13 protein-coding genes and 2 pseudogenes are annotated in these 14,411 nt (G+C 63.8%); 10 read left to right on the forward strand and 5 right to left on the reverse strand.

Annotated elements, in window-relative coordinates:
• A partial coding sequence (locus ACX80X_RS16840; protein WP_459312721.1) for a transposase family protein occupies window positions 1-585 on the reverse strand: 585 nt, incomplete at its 3' end.
• A gap of 132 nt (window positions 586-717) precedes the next feature.
• Here ACX80X_RS16840 and ACX80X_RS16845 point away from each other — a divergent pair.
• The 3 genes from ACX80X_RS16845 to ACX80X_RS16855 all read left to right on the forward strand — a co-directional run bounded on the left by ACX80X_RS16845 (window position 718) and on the right by ACX80X_RS16855 (window position 2,188).
• Window positions 718-963 (forward strand): excalibur calcium-binding domain-containing protein, encoded by a 246-nt coding sequence (locus ACX80X_RS16845; protein ID WP_459312797.1) that lies wholly within the window; start codon window positions 718-720, stop codon window positions 961-963.
• Window positions 964-1,083: 120 nt separating this feature from the next.
• Complete coding sequence (locus ACX80X_RS16850; RefSeq protein ID WP_252608750.1) at window positions 1,084-1,413, forward strand: DUF4234 domain-containing protein; 330 nt, start codon at window positions 1,084-1,086, stop codon at window positions 1,411-1,413.
• A 49-nt stretch (window positions 1,414-1,462) separates the two neighbouring features.
• On the forward strand, window positions 1,463-2,188 hold the full coding sequence (locus ACX80X_RS16855; protein WP_459312723.1) for a hypothetical protein: 726 nt from the start codon (window positions 1,463-1,465) through the stop codon (window positions 2,186-2,188).
• A gap of 71 nt (window positions 2,189-2,259) precedes the next feature.
• Here ACX80X_RS16855 and ACX80X_RS16860 read toward each other — a convergent pair whose 3' ends face one another.
• On the reverse strand, window positions 2,260-3,852 hold the full coding sequence (locus ACX80X_RS16860) for a serine hydrolase domain-containing protein (protein WP_459312725.1): 1,593 nt from the start codon (window positions 3,850-3,852) through the stop codon (window positions 2,260-2,262).
• Between the two features lie 382 nt (window positions 3,853-4,234).
• Between ACX80X_RS16860 and ACX80X_RS16865 the strand changes: the two genes are divergently transcribed.
• Together ACX80X_RS16865 and ACX80X_RS16870 are read left to right on the forward strand one after the other, a co-directional pair.
• On the forward strand, window positions 4,235-5,308 hold the full coding sequence (locus ACX80X_RS16865; RefSeq protein ID WP_459312727.1) for a methyltransferase: 1,074 nt from the start codon (window positions 4,235-4,237) through the stop codon (window positions 5,306-5,308).
• A gap of 57 nt (window positions 5,309-5,365) precedes the next feature.
• Window positions 5,366-5,587: a hypothetical protein gene (locus ACX80X_RS16870; RefSeq protein ID WP_252599286.1), complete on the forward strand. Its 222-nt coding sequence runs from the start codon at window positions 5,366-5,368 to the stop codon at window positions 5,585-5,587.
• Window positions 5,588-5,635: 48 nt separating this feature from the next.
• On the opposite strand, the gene ACX80X_RS16875 is transcribed toward ACX80X_RS16870, so the two are convergent.
• Window positions 5,636-7,330 (reverse strand): PAS domain-containing sensor histidine kinase, encoded by a 1,695-nt coding sequence (locus ACX80X_RS16875; RefSeq protein ID WP_252599284.1) that lies wholly within the window; start codon window positions 7,328-7,330, stop codon window positions 5,636-5,638.
• A gap of 334 nt (window positions 7,331-7,664) precedes the next feature.
• Between ACX80X_RS16875 and ACX80X_RS16880 the strand changes: the two genes are divergently transcribed.
• From ACX80X_RS16880 to ACX80X_RS16900, 5 genes and pseudogenes are all read left to right on the forward strand, one after another.
• Entirely contained in the window at window positions 7,665-8,270 is a 606-nt protein-coding gene (locus ACX80X_RS16880) for a DUF1326 domain-containing protein (RefSeq protein WP_459312799.1), read from the forward strand.
• A gap of 13 nt (window positions 8,271-8,283) precedes the next feature.
• Window positions 8,284-9,135, forward strand: a complete 852-nt coding sequence (locus tag ACX80X_RS16885) for a DUF2182 domain-containing protein (protein ID WP_252599282.1) — start codon at window positions 8,284-8,286, stop codon at window positions 9,133-9,135.
• 44 nt (window positions 9,136-9,179) lie between these two features.
• Window positions 9,180-9,596 carry an ester cyclase gene (locus ACX80X_RS16890; protein WP_252599280.1) on the forward strand — a complete coding sequence of 139 codons (417 nt, stop codon included), beginning with the start codon at window positions 9,180-9,182 and terminating at the stop codon, window positions 9,594-9,596.
• A 97-nt stretch (window positions 9,597-9,693) separates the two neighbouring features.
• Window positions 9,694-9,813 (forward strand): annotated as a pseudogene (locus ACX80X_RS16895) (mycothiol transferase); the annotation flags it as partial.
• Window positions 9,814-10,134: 321 nt separating this feature from the next.
• Complete coding sequence (locus ACX80X_RS16900) at window positions 10,135-10,686, forward strand: flavin reductase family protein (RefSeq protein WP_252573739.1); 552 nt, start codon at window positions 10,135-10,137, stop codon at window positions 10,684-10,686.
• Window positions 10,687-11,115: 429 nt separating this feature from the next.
• On the opposite strand, the gene ACX80X_RS16905 is transcribed toward ACX80X_RS16900, so the two are convergent.
• Both ACX80X_RS16905 and ACX80X_RS16910 read right to left on the reverse strand, forming a co-directional pair.
• Window positions 11,116-13,629: an ATP-dependent Clp protease ATP-binding subunit gene (locus ACX80X_RS16905; RefSeq protein WP_252599278.1), complete on the reverse strand. Its 2,514-nt coding sequence runs from the start codon at window positions 13,627-13,629 to the stop codon at window positions 11,116-11,118.
• A 651-nt stretch (window positions 13,630-14,280) separates the two neighbouring features.
• Window positions 14,281-14,409, reverse strand: a pseudogene (locus tag ACX80X_RS16910) (serine hydrolase); the annotation flags it as partial.
• Window positions 14,410-14,411 lie beyond the last annotated feature (2 nt).

The raw sequence follows: 14,411 nt of genomic DNA on the forward strand, positions 1-14,411 counted from the left end.
CCAGTCGCCGTAGGCCTTCCCGGAACGGCCCGGAACCAGATCCAGCAGCCTTGCGTGGACGTTGCCGTCGGCGTCGCGGGTGTGGTCGATGATGCCGGTGACCATGCCGGTGCCGGGGAACCCGGTGTGTGTCCAGACGTGCTCGTCCACGCCGAGGGCGTCAATGCCAGCGAGGCGTTCGGGCTTTCCAAGCCGGCGGGTTGCTTCGGCCTCGACGCCCTTCCAGAGGGCCCGCCAGGAGACGCCGAGTTGGTGGGCGAGGGCGGAGACGGACGTGTCGTATTTCTCCAGTGCATCGACGGCCCAGCGGACGGCCCGGCTGGTCAGGATCGCCCGCTTCCCGGCCAAGGGATGTTCTTCGCTGAAGACTTTCCTGGGGCAGTGTTCGTCGGGGCAACGCCACAGCCGCTTGGCCCACGCGAGCCGGACGGGCCGCCCGAAACACGGGATGTCATGAAGACGGATCTGCCGCCGGCCGTGGCCCACAGCGACGACACCACAGACAGGGCAACCATTGATGGTTTGGTCGGTTTCGACGTGGACGATCAGGCCGGTGTCGGCCTCGGTGACGGAGGTGATATGCACGCCGGGGACACCCAGAAGGGTATCGGCACGTTCACACCACCGCCCACCGGAGCAGGAAGTAGAGTGGGACAAGTCGGGGTCTCATTTGAAATTGGAAGCTTGGTCGCTACCAATTCAAAGAGGCCCTGACGCATCTCTCCCGCCGCCACGCCGGACCCACCCCAAACCGAAAACTCAGCGGAACCAACCACGCTTAGAGACGAAGGGCCCGTAAAGCCAGCACCCGTAGTCCAGGCACCAGCCCCGGCACCGGCAGCGGCCTACTTCGGCAGCTGTGCCGAGGCCAAGGCTGCCGGGGCAGCACCGCTCTTTGCCGGGCAGGCCGGCTACCGGGCGGCGCTTGACCGGGACAAGGACGGCGTTGCCTGTGAGAGCTAGCGCCACCTCTCGACTTAGCTTGCATGCGCTGTTTTCGTTCGCGAACAGACCCGGGAGCCAAAAGGCGTTCGAAGGCCAACAGTGCGAACGTTTTTGGAATGCTCAATCAATAGGAGAATCATGAAATATCGCAGCATCGCAGCGCCCTTACTTTTGCCTCTCATCACCTTCGGTATTTATTCTTTGGTGTGGAGTGTAAAGACAAAGAACGAAATGAATAAGTACGGCACTGCAATACCCACGGCGTGGTTGCTGATCGTGCCGATCGCCAACATTGTCTGGCTGTGGAAGTATTCAGTCGGCGTTGAGGTGTTCACTCGCCAAGGCCTCGGACGTCACGCCGCCTTCTGGCTTATGTTCCTCTTGGGCTCCATCGGCTCAGCTATTGTGCAGCACGAATTCAATAGGAAGATTTCGCCGGCTTCCCTTAGCGTGTCTGTCTCCGCCTGATATACGGGCAAGTGCTGGCCACATGACATCCGACAAGGAGATACCGCCTGTGAACACTTCAGAAGCTAACAAGTCGCCGCAGGACGAGCCACGTCAATCAGAGGAACCTCACCCGGAACCGAACAGCCTTGCCAACAGTTCGACAGCAGTCGGAGCACCGGACTCAAGAGAGCCACACGAACCGCAGACCAAGATTTGCCAAAAATGCAGTGTCCAAAGTCTGACGCTTGGTGGCTATTGCCCGAGTTGCGGCACCCCGTACATCGCCCGAAGCCGCTTCGCTAACGTAAACAAGCGCATTGTCCTTATTGCGGCAGCTGTTCTCATTGTTGTGATCGCGGGAATTGGAATCACGCTAAACATTCAGCATACAAACCAGGTCAACGCCGAGCAGGCTGCCGCGGCGTCAGCGGCTGAAGCCGAAAACAAGCGGCAGACCGAGGCCACGAGGGCAGCGGCCGCTGCGACTGCTGCAAAACAAGCCGCTGATACGGGCAAGCGGGCACAACGAAAGCTGATTATCACAGCGCTGGAGGACTCAGTTCTGAAGGACGCAGAGTCACGTGTCACCAAGGGTGTCCTGGAGTGGCCGATCACGCGGGCTTCCTGCACTCCGCTAGGAGGAGGTTCCTCCGATGACTTGACGGCTATCACTGGCACGTTCCAATGCATCGCAGTCAACAAGACCGAACCGGATGGCTCGTCATCGGGCTACCGTTTCTCGGCAACTGTCAATTGGAATGATGCTAGCTATTCGTGGCACCTGGGCAGCTGACAGAAGAACCTCGGCGTAACCCCGGTGGCGGGGTTCAGCGTCGAAGCGGAAGAGGGGCGCCTCGGTGCTGTTCAATGTGGCTGCGACGGCTCGGTAGCGGCGGCGCCCCGCAGTCGCGCGAGCAGCCAGACCGTCCGCGGGATCGGCCAGAGTATGGCCAGCACGAGCACAGGCACCAGCGAGACGCCGACGTCGGGAAACTGGCGGATGATCACGAACAGGTGGGTGTCGAACCGTGCGGGGGCGTAGACGAGGCACAGCCAGAGGGCGAACCCGTCGAGCACGAGAGCCGCAACTCCCCAAATCAGAAGCACCCAGCGCTTCCGGGACGCGGCACGCCGCCGGAGCAAAAACCGCAGCACCAGGCACAGGCTCACCAGCTCAGCGAGGAGCAGGGCCAGGGCCACCGCCCAGCTGTAGCGCTGCAGCCAGTCCTCGAACACAACTGCGGGCACAGGGGACTGCCCGTGCAGGATCCGCAGGACGTTGGTGTCGATGGCCTTGAGCCGGGACGGGGCGGCGGTGTCGTTGCCGTTGATGACCAGGGCGATACCAAGGCCGGACTCCGGAACCAAAGCCAGGTAGGTGTGGCTGTTGCCCCATTCGCCCTGATGCTCCAGCAGCAGCGGCAGGTCCGCCTCCGGGACTGGCGGCGCTGCGGGATCGGCGGACTCCACGAGCGGCCGGGTGAACCACCCCATGGCGTACCCCTTGGACCCGTCCACCTGCACGAGAGGCTCGAACATCGCCGCCACGCTCCCGGGCCGGAGGATGCGGGCATCGCCGTACCGTCCGCCGTCGAGCAGTGCGATCAGCTGGTGGCCGAGGTCCTCGGCCGAGGCGTACAGCGTGGACGACGGCATGCCGGTGGTGGGTGCGGGCACGTCGGTCTGGCGCCAGAACGAGCCGAACCACAGCGAGTAGCCGGCGGCCGCCTTGTCCGCGCGGGCGGCAGCCTGCGTGGGATGCGTGTGCGTCATCTCCAGCGGTCCGAAGACGTGCTGCTCCAGGTACTCCCCGAAAGGCTGGCCGGAGACTGTCTGCACCAGGAGGCCCAGGACGTTGAAGTTGGCGCTGGCGTAGTGGAAGGCCTCGCCCGGTTCACCGGCCAGCGCGGAGCCCGACAGGGCGCGGACCCCTTCTTCGAGAGCCTCCGGGCCCTGCGCGTCTGAGGCTTCGAAGGCCGTGTCCTTGGATGACATGCCGCTGGCCTGGTGGAGCAGGTGACGGACCGTGATGGCTTGCGAGCGGCTGTCGTTCAGGGTGAACCAAGGCAGGTACGTCTGCACCGGCTCGTCCAGCCGCAGCCGGCCGGCCTCCACCTGCTGCATCACGGCGATGGCGGTGAGGGACTTGCTGGTGGAGGCCAGCAGCACCGGCGTCTGGGCGGTCATCGGGCGCCCGGAGTCGTCGGCGCGTCCAAATGTGGCGGAGTGCACCTGGACGCCGTCCCGGACGACGGCGATGGCGGCGCCCGGAATCCCGAGGATGTCCAGTTGCTCCCGGAGGAAGGTGTCCAGCGCGTCGTAGGTCTGCTCGGGGCTCGCGGGTCCTGTGGCCGGCGGGCCGGCAGGGGCCGGTGCCGGTGTGGTGGCGCCGCCGAGGATCCCCACGGTCAGGAAGCACATGAGGATACAGGGCGCTGACCAGGAAATAGCTCGCATGCCCGCACCTGCACTTCGGCTGACCGTCCCTTCACGGTATGGCCTGGCCAGGTGGAAAACAATGCATCCATGCAGTCGGGCGGCGGTTGCGGCAAGTGCACCCCTGTATCCTGACAATGCAGGTTGAATGGTTCCAGCGGCCATCAACCAAGCTCGGTTCGCGGCCGGATGACGGTCCGGAATCTTGGGCCGTCGCCTTCCACGTCGTGGAATCACCGCCGCAATCGTCAGTCGCCGATCGGCCCCCGGACTCTTGGAATGGATCTATATCACTACTGACTCGCCAGCTCCCGTGGGAATCCCGACGTCGGCCCTCCAGCCCCCGCGCGGAGCTGCGGTGGATGAGCCCGCCGTCGTGACCTGGGCCGAGGCGGGTGTCAGTATGACCGCGCGATGGCGTTCGGCGAACGGCAGACCAGCGCCGACGCGCGTCGAAGTGGTCTCCGACTCCCTCACGGCCGATGAAGCGAACCGGTTGGCGTCACAGGGGATCGCGATGCTCTGGCACGGCGACTTCCACAACGGGCGGCAGATCCTCAACGCCATGGACCGGCGGGTAGGTGCCGGAAAGAAGATCACAGGAACTCCGGCCGAAAAGTTCTATCGGCATCGCCAGTCCCGCTCGCATCGTGCACGCATTCTCGGCCTGCTGCTGATTCCTCTTGATCCGGGCCCTGTGGTGCCGCTGCGCCGCGCACCGGATATGCGGGAGGCCGCCGCTGAAGCGTACGGCGATATCCGCGAATCTTCCGTTGTGTCCCTGCATGAGCTTGTCGGGGCAATTGGCGCCCACGAGTGGCGACGGAACGGCATCTACGTCGATGCCCTGCAGGGCCGCATCCACCCGCACTATGGCACGTTCTTCCCCACCCGGAGTGAGTATGTGGATCTCGTGGCCGCCGCGCCGCTGCCCTCGGACACGCTGGCGTTCGACGTCGGAACCGGCACCGGGGTGCTCGCTGCCGTCCTCGCGCGCAGCGGCGTCCACCGCGTGGTAGCGACGGACAATGAACCGCGTGCCATCGCCTGCGCCGGTGAGAATTTCCGGAACCTCGGTGTCCAGGACCGTGCTGAGGCCGTCCTGACCGACATGTTCCCGCCCGGACGGGCGCCGCTCGTTGTGTGCAACCCGCCCTGGATTCCAGCCACGCCGCATTCCACCCTGGACAATGCCGTCTACGACCCCGGCAGCAGGATGCTGTTCCGCTTCCTGAACGAACTCTCCGACCATCTGGAGCCGGGCGGTGAGGGCTGGCTTGTCCTGTCCGACCTAGCCGAGCACCTTGGCCTGCGGACCCGTGAGGATCTGCTGGCCGCCATCGACGCGGCTGGGCTGAAGGTGGTGGAACGGCTCGACACCAAGCCAACGCATCCTAAGGCATCGGACCGCGATGATCCTCTGTTCGAGGCGCGCACGGCCGAGGTCACGTCCCTGTGGCGGCTTGTTCCCCGGTAGTCACAAGCTTCGCCGCACGCGCGCCAGCCACCGGACAGAAGCAGGCTATGGATCTCCTTGGTCGAAGATCGGGTAGGGAGGTTCCAGCGCCGGGCGCCGAGGGGATCGGCGGCATCCGGAAACAGCCGCTACCTTGGCGCCATCACAGCCACGGTGATGATCGGCATCTTCTACGGGACCGGCGTTACCCAGGCCAATTGGGGAGTCATAGTGATCACCATGCTGGTGCTCGGCGCCGTCGCGTTCGGCGTGACGCTGCTGTGGCGGGAGCGGAAGTAGGTTTTCCGGCTGACCCGGATCGCGCTCTGCAAGGCTGGGTTAGCTGGCCTATGACATGGCCGGTACTTCGCCGGCATCCAAGGAGCCGCCGTCTGCCTCCGGCAGTGTCAGGGTGACGGTGGTCCCCCGTCCGGGGCTGCTGGCCAGGGCGATCGTCCCGCCATGGTTTTCGATGATGGTTTTGGTGATCGGCAGTCCCAGGCCTGCACCGGGAATGGCGGAGGCGTGTGCGCGTGCTGCGCGGAAGAATCGGGTGAAGGCCTGGGCCTGTTCTTCCTGGGTCATCCCGATGCCGGTATCGGCGACCTCGCATCTGATGTTGTCCCCGTCCCGGCGGGCTCGGACCGTGACGGCCCCGCCGTCGGGGCTGTATTTGATCGCGTTGGAGAGCAGGTTATCGATAACCTGCCCGATGCGGGCCGGATCGAACCGGCCGGTTACGGGTCCGGACGGTTCAAGGTGCAGGCTGATGCCCGCGGCACTGGCATGCGGAGTGGCGGATTCGATGCTGTGGCGGATCACTTTGGTCAAGTCTGCTGGCCGGGGGTTGATGGCCAGGGTATCCGAGGCGACTGAGAGCAGGTCGGTCACTAGATGCAGCAGCCGTTCGGCGTTGCGTTTGGCCACGACCAGATACTGGGCCAGGTCGGCGGGAAGGTTGGGGTGTTCGTCCTGGGCCAGGCCGAGGTAGCCCAGGATCGAGGTCAGGGGAGTCCTCAGCTCATGCGAGACACTGGCGACGAACTGGTCCTTGGCTGCAAGGGCTGTGACCAGCGCCGTCACGTCGGTAAAAGCCAGCACGGCGCCGGAACTCCGGCCGGTGCCGTCCTTGATCAGCCGAGACGTTGCGGAGAAGGCGCGTTGACCGGTGCCGGTGCCGGTGCCGGTCCAGATCAATTCGTCGGTGAACGCTTCGCCCCTGGCCGCTCGGCGCAGCGGGTGCCGGGCCGGCGGCAGTGGGCTGCTCCGGTCAACGCCGAACACCGGCACCTCCTCACTGCCGGGCGCCGGCGGGTTTTCGCTGAGGGTACCGGCGAGGTAGTGGCTTTGCTGCTTGTTCATGAGAATTTTCCGGCCCTGTTCATCGACCGCGCACACGCCGACACTGACGGTATCCATGATGGTGCCCAGCAACCGCTCGCGCTGTTCGCTGGCCGCGAGCAGTTCCTGCAGTTCCTTGTCCTGGTTTTCCAGCTGCAGCCGCTGACGCAGGACAGCATTGGAGACCACATGCGCGGTGAGGGAGATCACCCCGAGGATGACCGGGAGCAGTACGATCCGGATGAACGACGGCCCTGTGAAGCCCATTCCAAGGATCAGCGGCGGAAGGACCGCACTGAGAATCGTGGCCGATACCGCCATCACAACCCCGCTACGGTGGCGGCCGAGGGATAGCCAGACGACCGGGAAAACCAGCAGGAAACCCAGCACAGTGAGGTATTGATCCGCCGCTTCGCGGGAGAACCCGATGGCCAGGCAGTCCAGGACCGGAATGACTACCCAGGCGCGGGTCGGCAGCCGCCCCCACGGCACCAGCGCGCACGCGGCCAGAAGGACCAGATGGGCGCCCAGACTGTACAGGAATGGACCGGGCTGCAGGAGCCCGGGGCGAAATGCCTCCGCAAGGACGGTGACCAGCAGCATCGTCACCGACAGCGGCAACTGGAATATCACCATCCGACCCCTAAGGTCCAGGCTCCGGAAGTAGTTATCGAGCGAAAGGAGCGGCATCGCGTTACCCATTCGTGCTTCCTTTCAAATCTGTCCAGCCGTTTGTTTCCGCCGCCTGCAGTTCCGGGAGATTTCTGAATCCTACTGCCACCAGAGGCCCACTGGCATGACTGTGTCCGTATTAGCGGTGAGTGCTTCTGAACCCGACGACAGCACCCCTGGTTTATCAACCACAAGGGACCCCTTCGGCGCCCTATTTCCTCGGCGTATTGACACACAGATTTCGTCGGAATACTGTCTGCCTTAACGGGGCTTTCCGTCCCGTTCCTGGGTATATTCGGCGCTGGAGTCTGGGCCGCTTCTGCTAGGCGAGGGTGCCAGCAAGGAGTTCTAAATGTCTTGGGAAATGACCGGAAAGTATGTCGCCAACTGCAATTGCCAGCTGATTTGTCCGTGCCCGGTGGATGGTACGCCCACGGGATCGGATGGCGAGTGCCGCGGCGTGGCTGTGTTCCAAATCGCGAGTGGAAAACTCGATGACACCGATCTGTCGGGCATCGCCTTCGCCTTCTGCAACTGGTTCCCGTCGAACCTCTCGGCCGGCGGCTGGAAGGTGGGAGTCGTCCTTGACGACGGCGCATCGGCTGCGCAAGCCACTGCCTTGGAAAGCATCCTTCATGGTGAGGCCGGCGGCCCGTTCGCGGATTTTGCGGCGTTGTACGGAGAATGGCTGGGAGTGGAGCGCGCCAGCGTCACATTCTCGGACGGCGACACCCCGTCCGCGTCGGTTGCCGGGCGGGTGAGCTACACGTTCGAGGCCCTGCCGGGACCCGACGGTGGTGTCACCACCGTCAAGAACGCGATGTTCGGGTTCGCCCCGGAATTCCGGATCGGCAAAGCGCAGGTACACTCGGACCTCTTTGGCCTTGACTTCGACGGCGTCTACGGTGAGACCGCGGACTTCACGTTCGCCAGCGCGATGGCCGAAAACGCCCCCAAAGGCCGGGCATGAGCGCCGACAGCTGATGCTGCGCAGGAAGCAGTCCACAAGAGGCGGCGTTCGCCCGTCTGCGCGCGCCGCCGTTTCGCCTGCCACAGCGGCCGGTTCTACGGCAGCCGCGTCCCGGGTCGATCCGCGGGAGGCTGGCCTGATCGCGGTCCTGCTGATACTCGCCGCGGCGAGTTGGGTCTTCACGTCCACTCAGCTGAGCGTGATGGACATGGGTCGGTGGACTGAGCCGGGGCCGCTGGGATTCTTCGTCGCCACGTGGGTGGTGATGCTGGCGGCCATGATGTTCCCGTCCGTGGCACCCATGGTGGTCGCATATGGCCGGATTCAGAGCCACCGACGCAAGATGGCGCGGTATGCTCCGGCAGGATCCACCGCCGTTTTCGTGGCCGGTTACCTGATCACGTGGACGGTCTTCGGCGTCGTGGCGTATTCGCTCTACATGTCAGTAGCGTCGCTGGCTCCCGGGCTCTTCGCCGCGGATCAAGGCGGCCGGTACCTGGCGGCCGGGGTGATTATGGCGGCGGCGGCCTATCAGCTCACGCCCGCCAAGAACGTCAGCCTGATGAAATGCCGGACACCCATGGACTTCATCCTGCACCGCATGCGCCCCGGATACCGTGGCGCGCTGCGCATGGGAGTTGAGCACGGGGCGTGGTGCGTCGCATGCTGCTGGGCGCTGATGGTGGCGCTGTTTGCGCTCGGTGTGATGAGCATCGGCTGGATGGCGCTGATTGGGGCCTTCATTGCAGGAGAGAAGATGCTCCCGTGGAAGCGGCTCGCCAACCGCTCGGTTGCGGTGGCACTGGCCGTGATTGCGCTCGGAGTTGCCCTCACGCCAGCGGCGTTGGTCGGGATGGGGATGTAAAACGGGGGGTTCTTGAATGGTCTCATGTACTAGAGGAGTCGGAAATGTCTGACGGGACTGGACTGATCCAGCGGTTTTACAAGGAGATAATCGAGGGCGGAAATCTGTCCCTCATTGACGAGTTGGCGACGGATGACTACATCGATCACGAAGAGGCTCTTCCAGGGCAACCTCCCGGCAAGGATGGCGTCCGGTACTTCGTGAACGCGATCCGGACGGCGTTCCCCGATATTAAAGTCAAGACAATGGAAGCGTCATTGGCTGACGGAAACATGGAGGCGTGCCACGTAATTCTCACGGGCACTCATCGTGGCGAGATGGCCGGCATGGCAGCAACCGGCAAAAGCGTCGAATTCGGCACCACCGACATTATTCGCGTCGAGGACGGCAAGGTGGCTGAGCATTGGGGAACCACGGACAACCTGAGCCTCATGCAGCAGCTCGGTGCCATCCCTACCTAGGGCTCATCTGACGGGCGTCCGCAATCGGGCCAACCCTCGAAGGGCCTTCCGCCGTCGTCCTAGCCGACGGCGGGAGGCCCCTTTGTGCGGCAGTGTCCGCATCGTCGACACCCGCTGGGACCCGCCGGTCACTCTCGGGGTGCGGCTGGTCAGCACTATTGCCGATTGCCTCCAGCACGTGGGGCAGGCCGCGTACGCCAAGGGCCTGAACCCCTGACTGATACTGCCGAGCTGCTGGTGTGAGATCCGCCGTCGTGGGCCAGACGGACGGCGCACCGGGGAGATGAAGTCATGGTGAAGATGTTGAACATTCCCCAATAACTGCAGGTCCGCGTAGTTGCAGCGCGTCAGCTACCAACAGTCACTCAGCCGCCACGAAAGGCCTACCAAACATGGGCCCGAGAACGGGCCATCCGGTTTCGTCCCGGCCGAAGCTACGCGTCAGCATCAGGTGTCGGCCGTCCTTTACAGCCACAACGACCACTAAGGCTTCGTCACGATCGGCCCTGATGTGTTCACTGCGTGAAACGATGTGCTTATGGAGATTCCAGGGACGTTGGACGCGCATCGCCTTGGCGACGAACATCCTTCCGAAGCGGACATCGATCTGTACCGCGTGCTCAGCGCTGACATCTCAGCCGGCGTCGCCGTGGTTTCTACATTGCTGCACAAGCGCGACTACGCAGCAACAGTGACTGCTTTTCTCTCCGTCTCCTATGATCCGCCTACGATGCTTGTCAGCCTCTACGCGGGCTCACGCATTGGCGAAGCAATTGCCACGAGGGGTACGTGGGCGTTGAGTCTGTTGCGCAGCAAGCATCAAGGCGCAGCGGATTGGCTGGCCAGTCAAGGGACCCCCGTTGAGGGCCTGCTGGCCCAGGTTCCCTACCGCCGCGGCCCGGCCACCGGATCGGTGATCCTCGATGGATCGATCGCGTACTTCGAGCTGCGAACGGTTGCAATCCATCCTGCGGCAACGCATCTGCTCATCGTCGGAGAGGTACTTGCGATGGGTAGTGACGCTCCAGCGGCGGAAGTACCGGACCCCCTCATACATTTTGCTTCTGCCTACCACCGGCTGGCGCCCTAGAAGTTACCCACAAAGGCGGCGAAGACCGCTGATCTCCCGGGTTACCACCTGCCCGCACACGGCACCCCGACCTGAATCAAAACCCACCATTGCCGGAGGCACAGCGGCACCTCAAGTGCCGGATGGGTCCAGTTCTGCCTCTTATGGCGGGTCTGTACCAACAATTATTTGTCGGCCTCTTGCGGCATTCACGTCGACGGGGCGGCAAACTAAGGAGACCCACCATGGGTTTGGGTGAGAAGATCCATAACGCTGCCGGGAAACTTCACGGCAAGGCAAAGAAGCAGCAGGCGATGCCACCGGCAACGACCGGCTGAAGCACCCCGGCTGGATCCTCAGGGCGTCATGGAATCCTTCGCCTGCAGGGCAGCGAGTGAGACACACCGGACTTCAGCCCGCCTCGACGGTGGTCAGACGTCGTTTTCGTGGTTAGCTCGCGGCTGGCAGTGCGTCAGGGATCCGGGGTTTCGTGTTTCCTGCGAACGTGAACTTGGCGTCGTCGCCTTCGCCGTCCACGTCCACTACAACGATGTCGCCGGCGTGGAGCTCGCCGAACAGGATCTTCTCGGAGAGCTGGTCCTCGATCTCGCGCTGGATGGTGCGGCGCAGCGGCCGGGCACCCATGGCCGGGTCGTACCCGCGGGTCGCCAGGAGCACCTTGGCCGCGGTGGTGAGCTCGATGCCCATGTCCTTGTCCTTGAGGCGCTTCTCCAGGCGGCCAACGAACATGTCCACGATCTCGATGATCTCGTCCTGGGTGAGCTGCGGGAACACCACAACGTCATCCACACGGTTCAGGAACTCCGGACGGAAGTGCTGCTTGAGCTCTTCCGTCACACGGGCGCGCATCCGGTTGTAGCCGGTCTGCGTGTCTGTGCCGGACTGGAAGCCGGTGGCCACGCTCTTGGAGATGTCCCGGGTGCCCAGGTTTGTGGTCATGATGATCACGGTGTTCTTGAAGTCCACCACCCGGCCATGGCTATCGGTCAGGCGGCCGTCTTCCAGGATCTGCAGGAGTGAGTTGAACAGGTCAGCGTGTGCCTTCTCCACCTCGTCGAACAGGACCACGGAGAACGGACGGCGCCGGACCTTTTCGGTCAGCTGGCCGCCCTCGTCGTAGCCGACGTAGCCAGGAGGGGCACCGAAGAGCCGCGAAACCGCGTGCTTCTCGGAGTACTCGGACATGTCCAGCGTGATGAGGGCGTCTTCCTCGCCGAACAGGAACTCAGCCAGGGCCTTGGCGAGCTCGGTCTTGCCGACGCCCGTGGGGCCGGCGAAGATGAACGAGCCGCCCGGACGCTTCGGGTCCTTCAGGCCTGCACGGGTACGGCGGATAGCCCGCGAAATCGACCTAACCGCCTCCTCCTGGCCCACCACACGCTGGTGCAGCTCGTCTTCCATCCTCAGCAGACGGCTGGATTCCTCCTCGGTCAGCTTGAAGACCGGGATGCCGGTGGAGTTCGCCAGCACCTCGGCGATGAGTTCCTCATCAACTTCGGAGATGTCGTCCATGCCGCCGGTCTTCCAGTGGCGCTCCTTCTCTCTGCGCACCTCGACGAGCTTCTGCTCCTGGTCGCGGAGCGAAGCGGCACCCTCGTAGTCCTCCGCATCCAACGCGGACTCCTTCTCCAGCTTCACGGCGGCGATCCGCTCATCCATCGCCTTGAGCTCCGGCGGGGCGGTCATCCGGCGGATGCGCAACCGGGCACCGGCCTCATCGATCAGGTCGATCGCCTTGTCCGGCAGGAAGCGGTCCGAGATGTAACGCTCCGAGAGATTCGCCGCTGCGACCAGCGCGCCGTCGGTGATGGTGACCCGGTGGTGCGCCTCGTAGCGGTCGCGGAGGCCCTTGAGGATCTCGATCGCGTCGGCCACGGAGGGTTCCTTGATCTGGATCGGCTGGAAGCGGCGCTCAAGCGCGGCATCCTTCTCGATGTGCTTGCGGTACTCATCCAAGGTGGTGGCACCGATGGTCTGCAGCTCGCCGCGGGCCAGCAACGGCTTCAGGATCGAAGCCGCATCGATCGCACCCTCGGCCGCACCGGCACCCACAAGCGTGTGGATTTCGTCGATGAAGAGGATGATGTCGCCGCGGGTGCGGATTTCCTTCAGGACCTTCTTCAGGCGCTCTTCGAAGTCACCGCGGTACCGGGAGCCGGCCACGAGTGAACCGAGGTCCAGGGTGTACAGCTGCTTGTCCTTGATGGTTTCCGGGACGTCGCCGCGGACAATCGCCTGGGCCAGGCCCTCGACGACGGCGGTCTTGCCGACGCCGGGCTCACCGATCAGGACAGGGTTGTTCTTGGTGCGCCGGGACAGGACCTGCATAACGCGTTCCATCTCGGACTCGCGACCGATCACCGGGTCCAGCTTGTTCTCGCGCGCAGCCTGGGTGAGGTTGCGGCCGAACTGGTCCAGGACCACGGAACCGGCGGGAGTGCCCTCGGGCTGGCCGGGGCCCGGGCCCGGGCCCTGGCCCTCGCCTGCGCCCATGGTCTCCTTGCCCTGGTAGCCCGAGAGCAGCTGGATAACCTGCTGGCGGACGCGGTTGAGGTCTGCGCCCAGCTTGACCAGCACCTGGGCGGCCACACCCTCACCCTCACGGACGAGGCCCAGCAGGATATGCTCCGTGCCGATGTAGTTGTGCCCCAGCTGCAGGGCCTCGCGCAGAGCCAGCTCCAGCACCTTCTTGGCCCGCGGGGTAAAGGGGATGTGGCCGGATGGGGCCTGCTGGCCCTGGCCGATGATCTCCTGCACCTGTTCGCGCACGCCGTCGAGCGAAATGCCCAAGGACTCAAGAGCTTTGGCGGCAACGCCTTCACCTTCATGGATCAGACCCAAGAGGATGTGTTCGGTACCAATGTAATTGTGGTTCAGCATGCGTGCCTCTTCTTGGGCAAGCACAACTACGCGACGGGCACGGTCCGTAAATCGCTCAAACATTTTCGCCACACTCCTGGCTGCCGCCTATCTTGATCCTACGTCGCCGCGGGCCCTCATGGGGGGGACTTCGCCGAGAGGCAAGGTATTTGTGACTTCAGCGGTACGTGTCCTGTTTTTCGCAGCATTAGTTGTCCTGGCGCATCAACTGGTGACTTGATGAACTCGCGACCTTCCGACTGCTGAGGTGCTTGATGGGATGCCTTTGTAGCCACAGACCTCCCGTCTCAACTGCTGAGTAGCTTCCGCGTACGTTAGCGGAACAACTAGACCGAAGTTACGCAGGTTGAGACGCCGGAATGGGAAATCGTAGTCCCCCTCTCAAAGGCTGGGAGACTATTTGGTGTCAAGTTCCCGTGGCTGTCGGTGTCTGTGGTGCAGGGCGTAGCTGTCAAACACCTCCGACGACGTCGTTTCTGGATGGCCGAACTTGCCGTGGAGTACCTCTGCGAGATCGTCCAGCGCTGCATGAAGCATCCGTCCGGCAAACCGTAGTTCCGGGTTTTCACTGAGCTTGGCCTCAGACGCCAACTGGTAGGCGTAGGCAACGGTAGCCGGCAGGGAACCCTCTTCTCGACTTCGCGGAAGTAGTAAGTTTCATGGAACGACAGCAAATCTATGCTGACGGAAGCCACGTTTTGGGCCAGTGATTCGAGACTTGCTGGTGGAGGCCAGCAGCACTGGCGTCTGGGCGGTCATCGGGCGCCCGGAGTCGTCGGCGCGTCCAAATGCGGCGGAGTGCACCTGGACACCGTCCCGGACGACGGCGATCGCGGCGCCCGGCG

It is taken from the genome of Pseudarthrobacter sp. MDT3-1, from assembly GCF_054510755.1.

Bases quoted from the DNA above. Each gene is read 5' to 3' on its own strand.
- ACX80X_RS16850 (WP_252608750.1), top strand. From the start codon at position 1,084: ATGAAATATCGCAGCATCGCAGCGCCCTTACTTTTGCCTCTCATCACC.
- ACX80X_RS16860 (WP_459312725.1), bottom strand. From the start codon at position 3,852: ATGCGAGCTATTTCCTGGTCAGCGCCCTGTATCCTCATGTGCTTCCTG.
- ACX80X_RS16865 (WP_459312727.1), top strand. From the start codon at position 4,235: ATGACCGCGCGATGGCGTTCGGCGAACGGCAGACCAGCGCCGACGCGC.
- ACX80X_RS16875 (WP_252599284.1), bottom strand. From the start codon at position 7,330: ATGGGTAACGCGATGCCGCTCCTTTCGCTCGATAACTACTTCCGGAGC.
- ACX80X_RS16880 (WP_459312799.1), top strand. From the start codon at position 7,665: ATGACCGGAAAGTATGTCGCCAACTGCAATTGCCAGCTGATTTGTCCG.
- ACX80X_RS16885 (WP_252599282.1), top strand. From the start codon at position 8,284: ATGCTGCGCAGGAAGCAGTCCACAAGAGGCGGCGTTCGCCCGTCTGCG.
- ACX80X_RS16890 (WP_252599280.1), top strand. From the start codon at position 9,180: ATGTCTGACGGGACTGGACTGATCCAGCGGTTTTACAAGGAGATAATC.
- ACX80X_RS16900 (WP_252573739.1), top strand. From the start codon at position 10,135: ATGGAGATTCCAGGGACGTTGGACGCGCATCGCCTTGGCGACGAACAT.
- ACX80X_RS16905 (WP_252599278.1), bottom strand. From the start codon at position 13,629: ATGTTTGAGCGATTTACGGACCGTGCCCGTCGCGTAGTTGTGCTTGCC.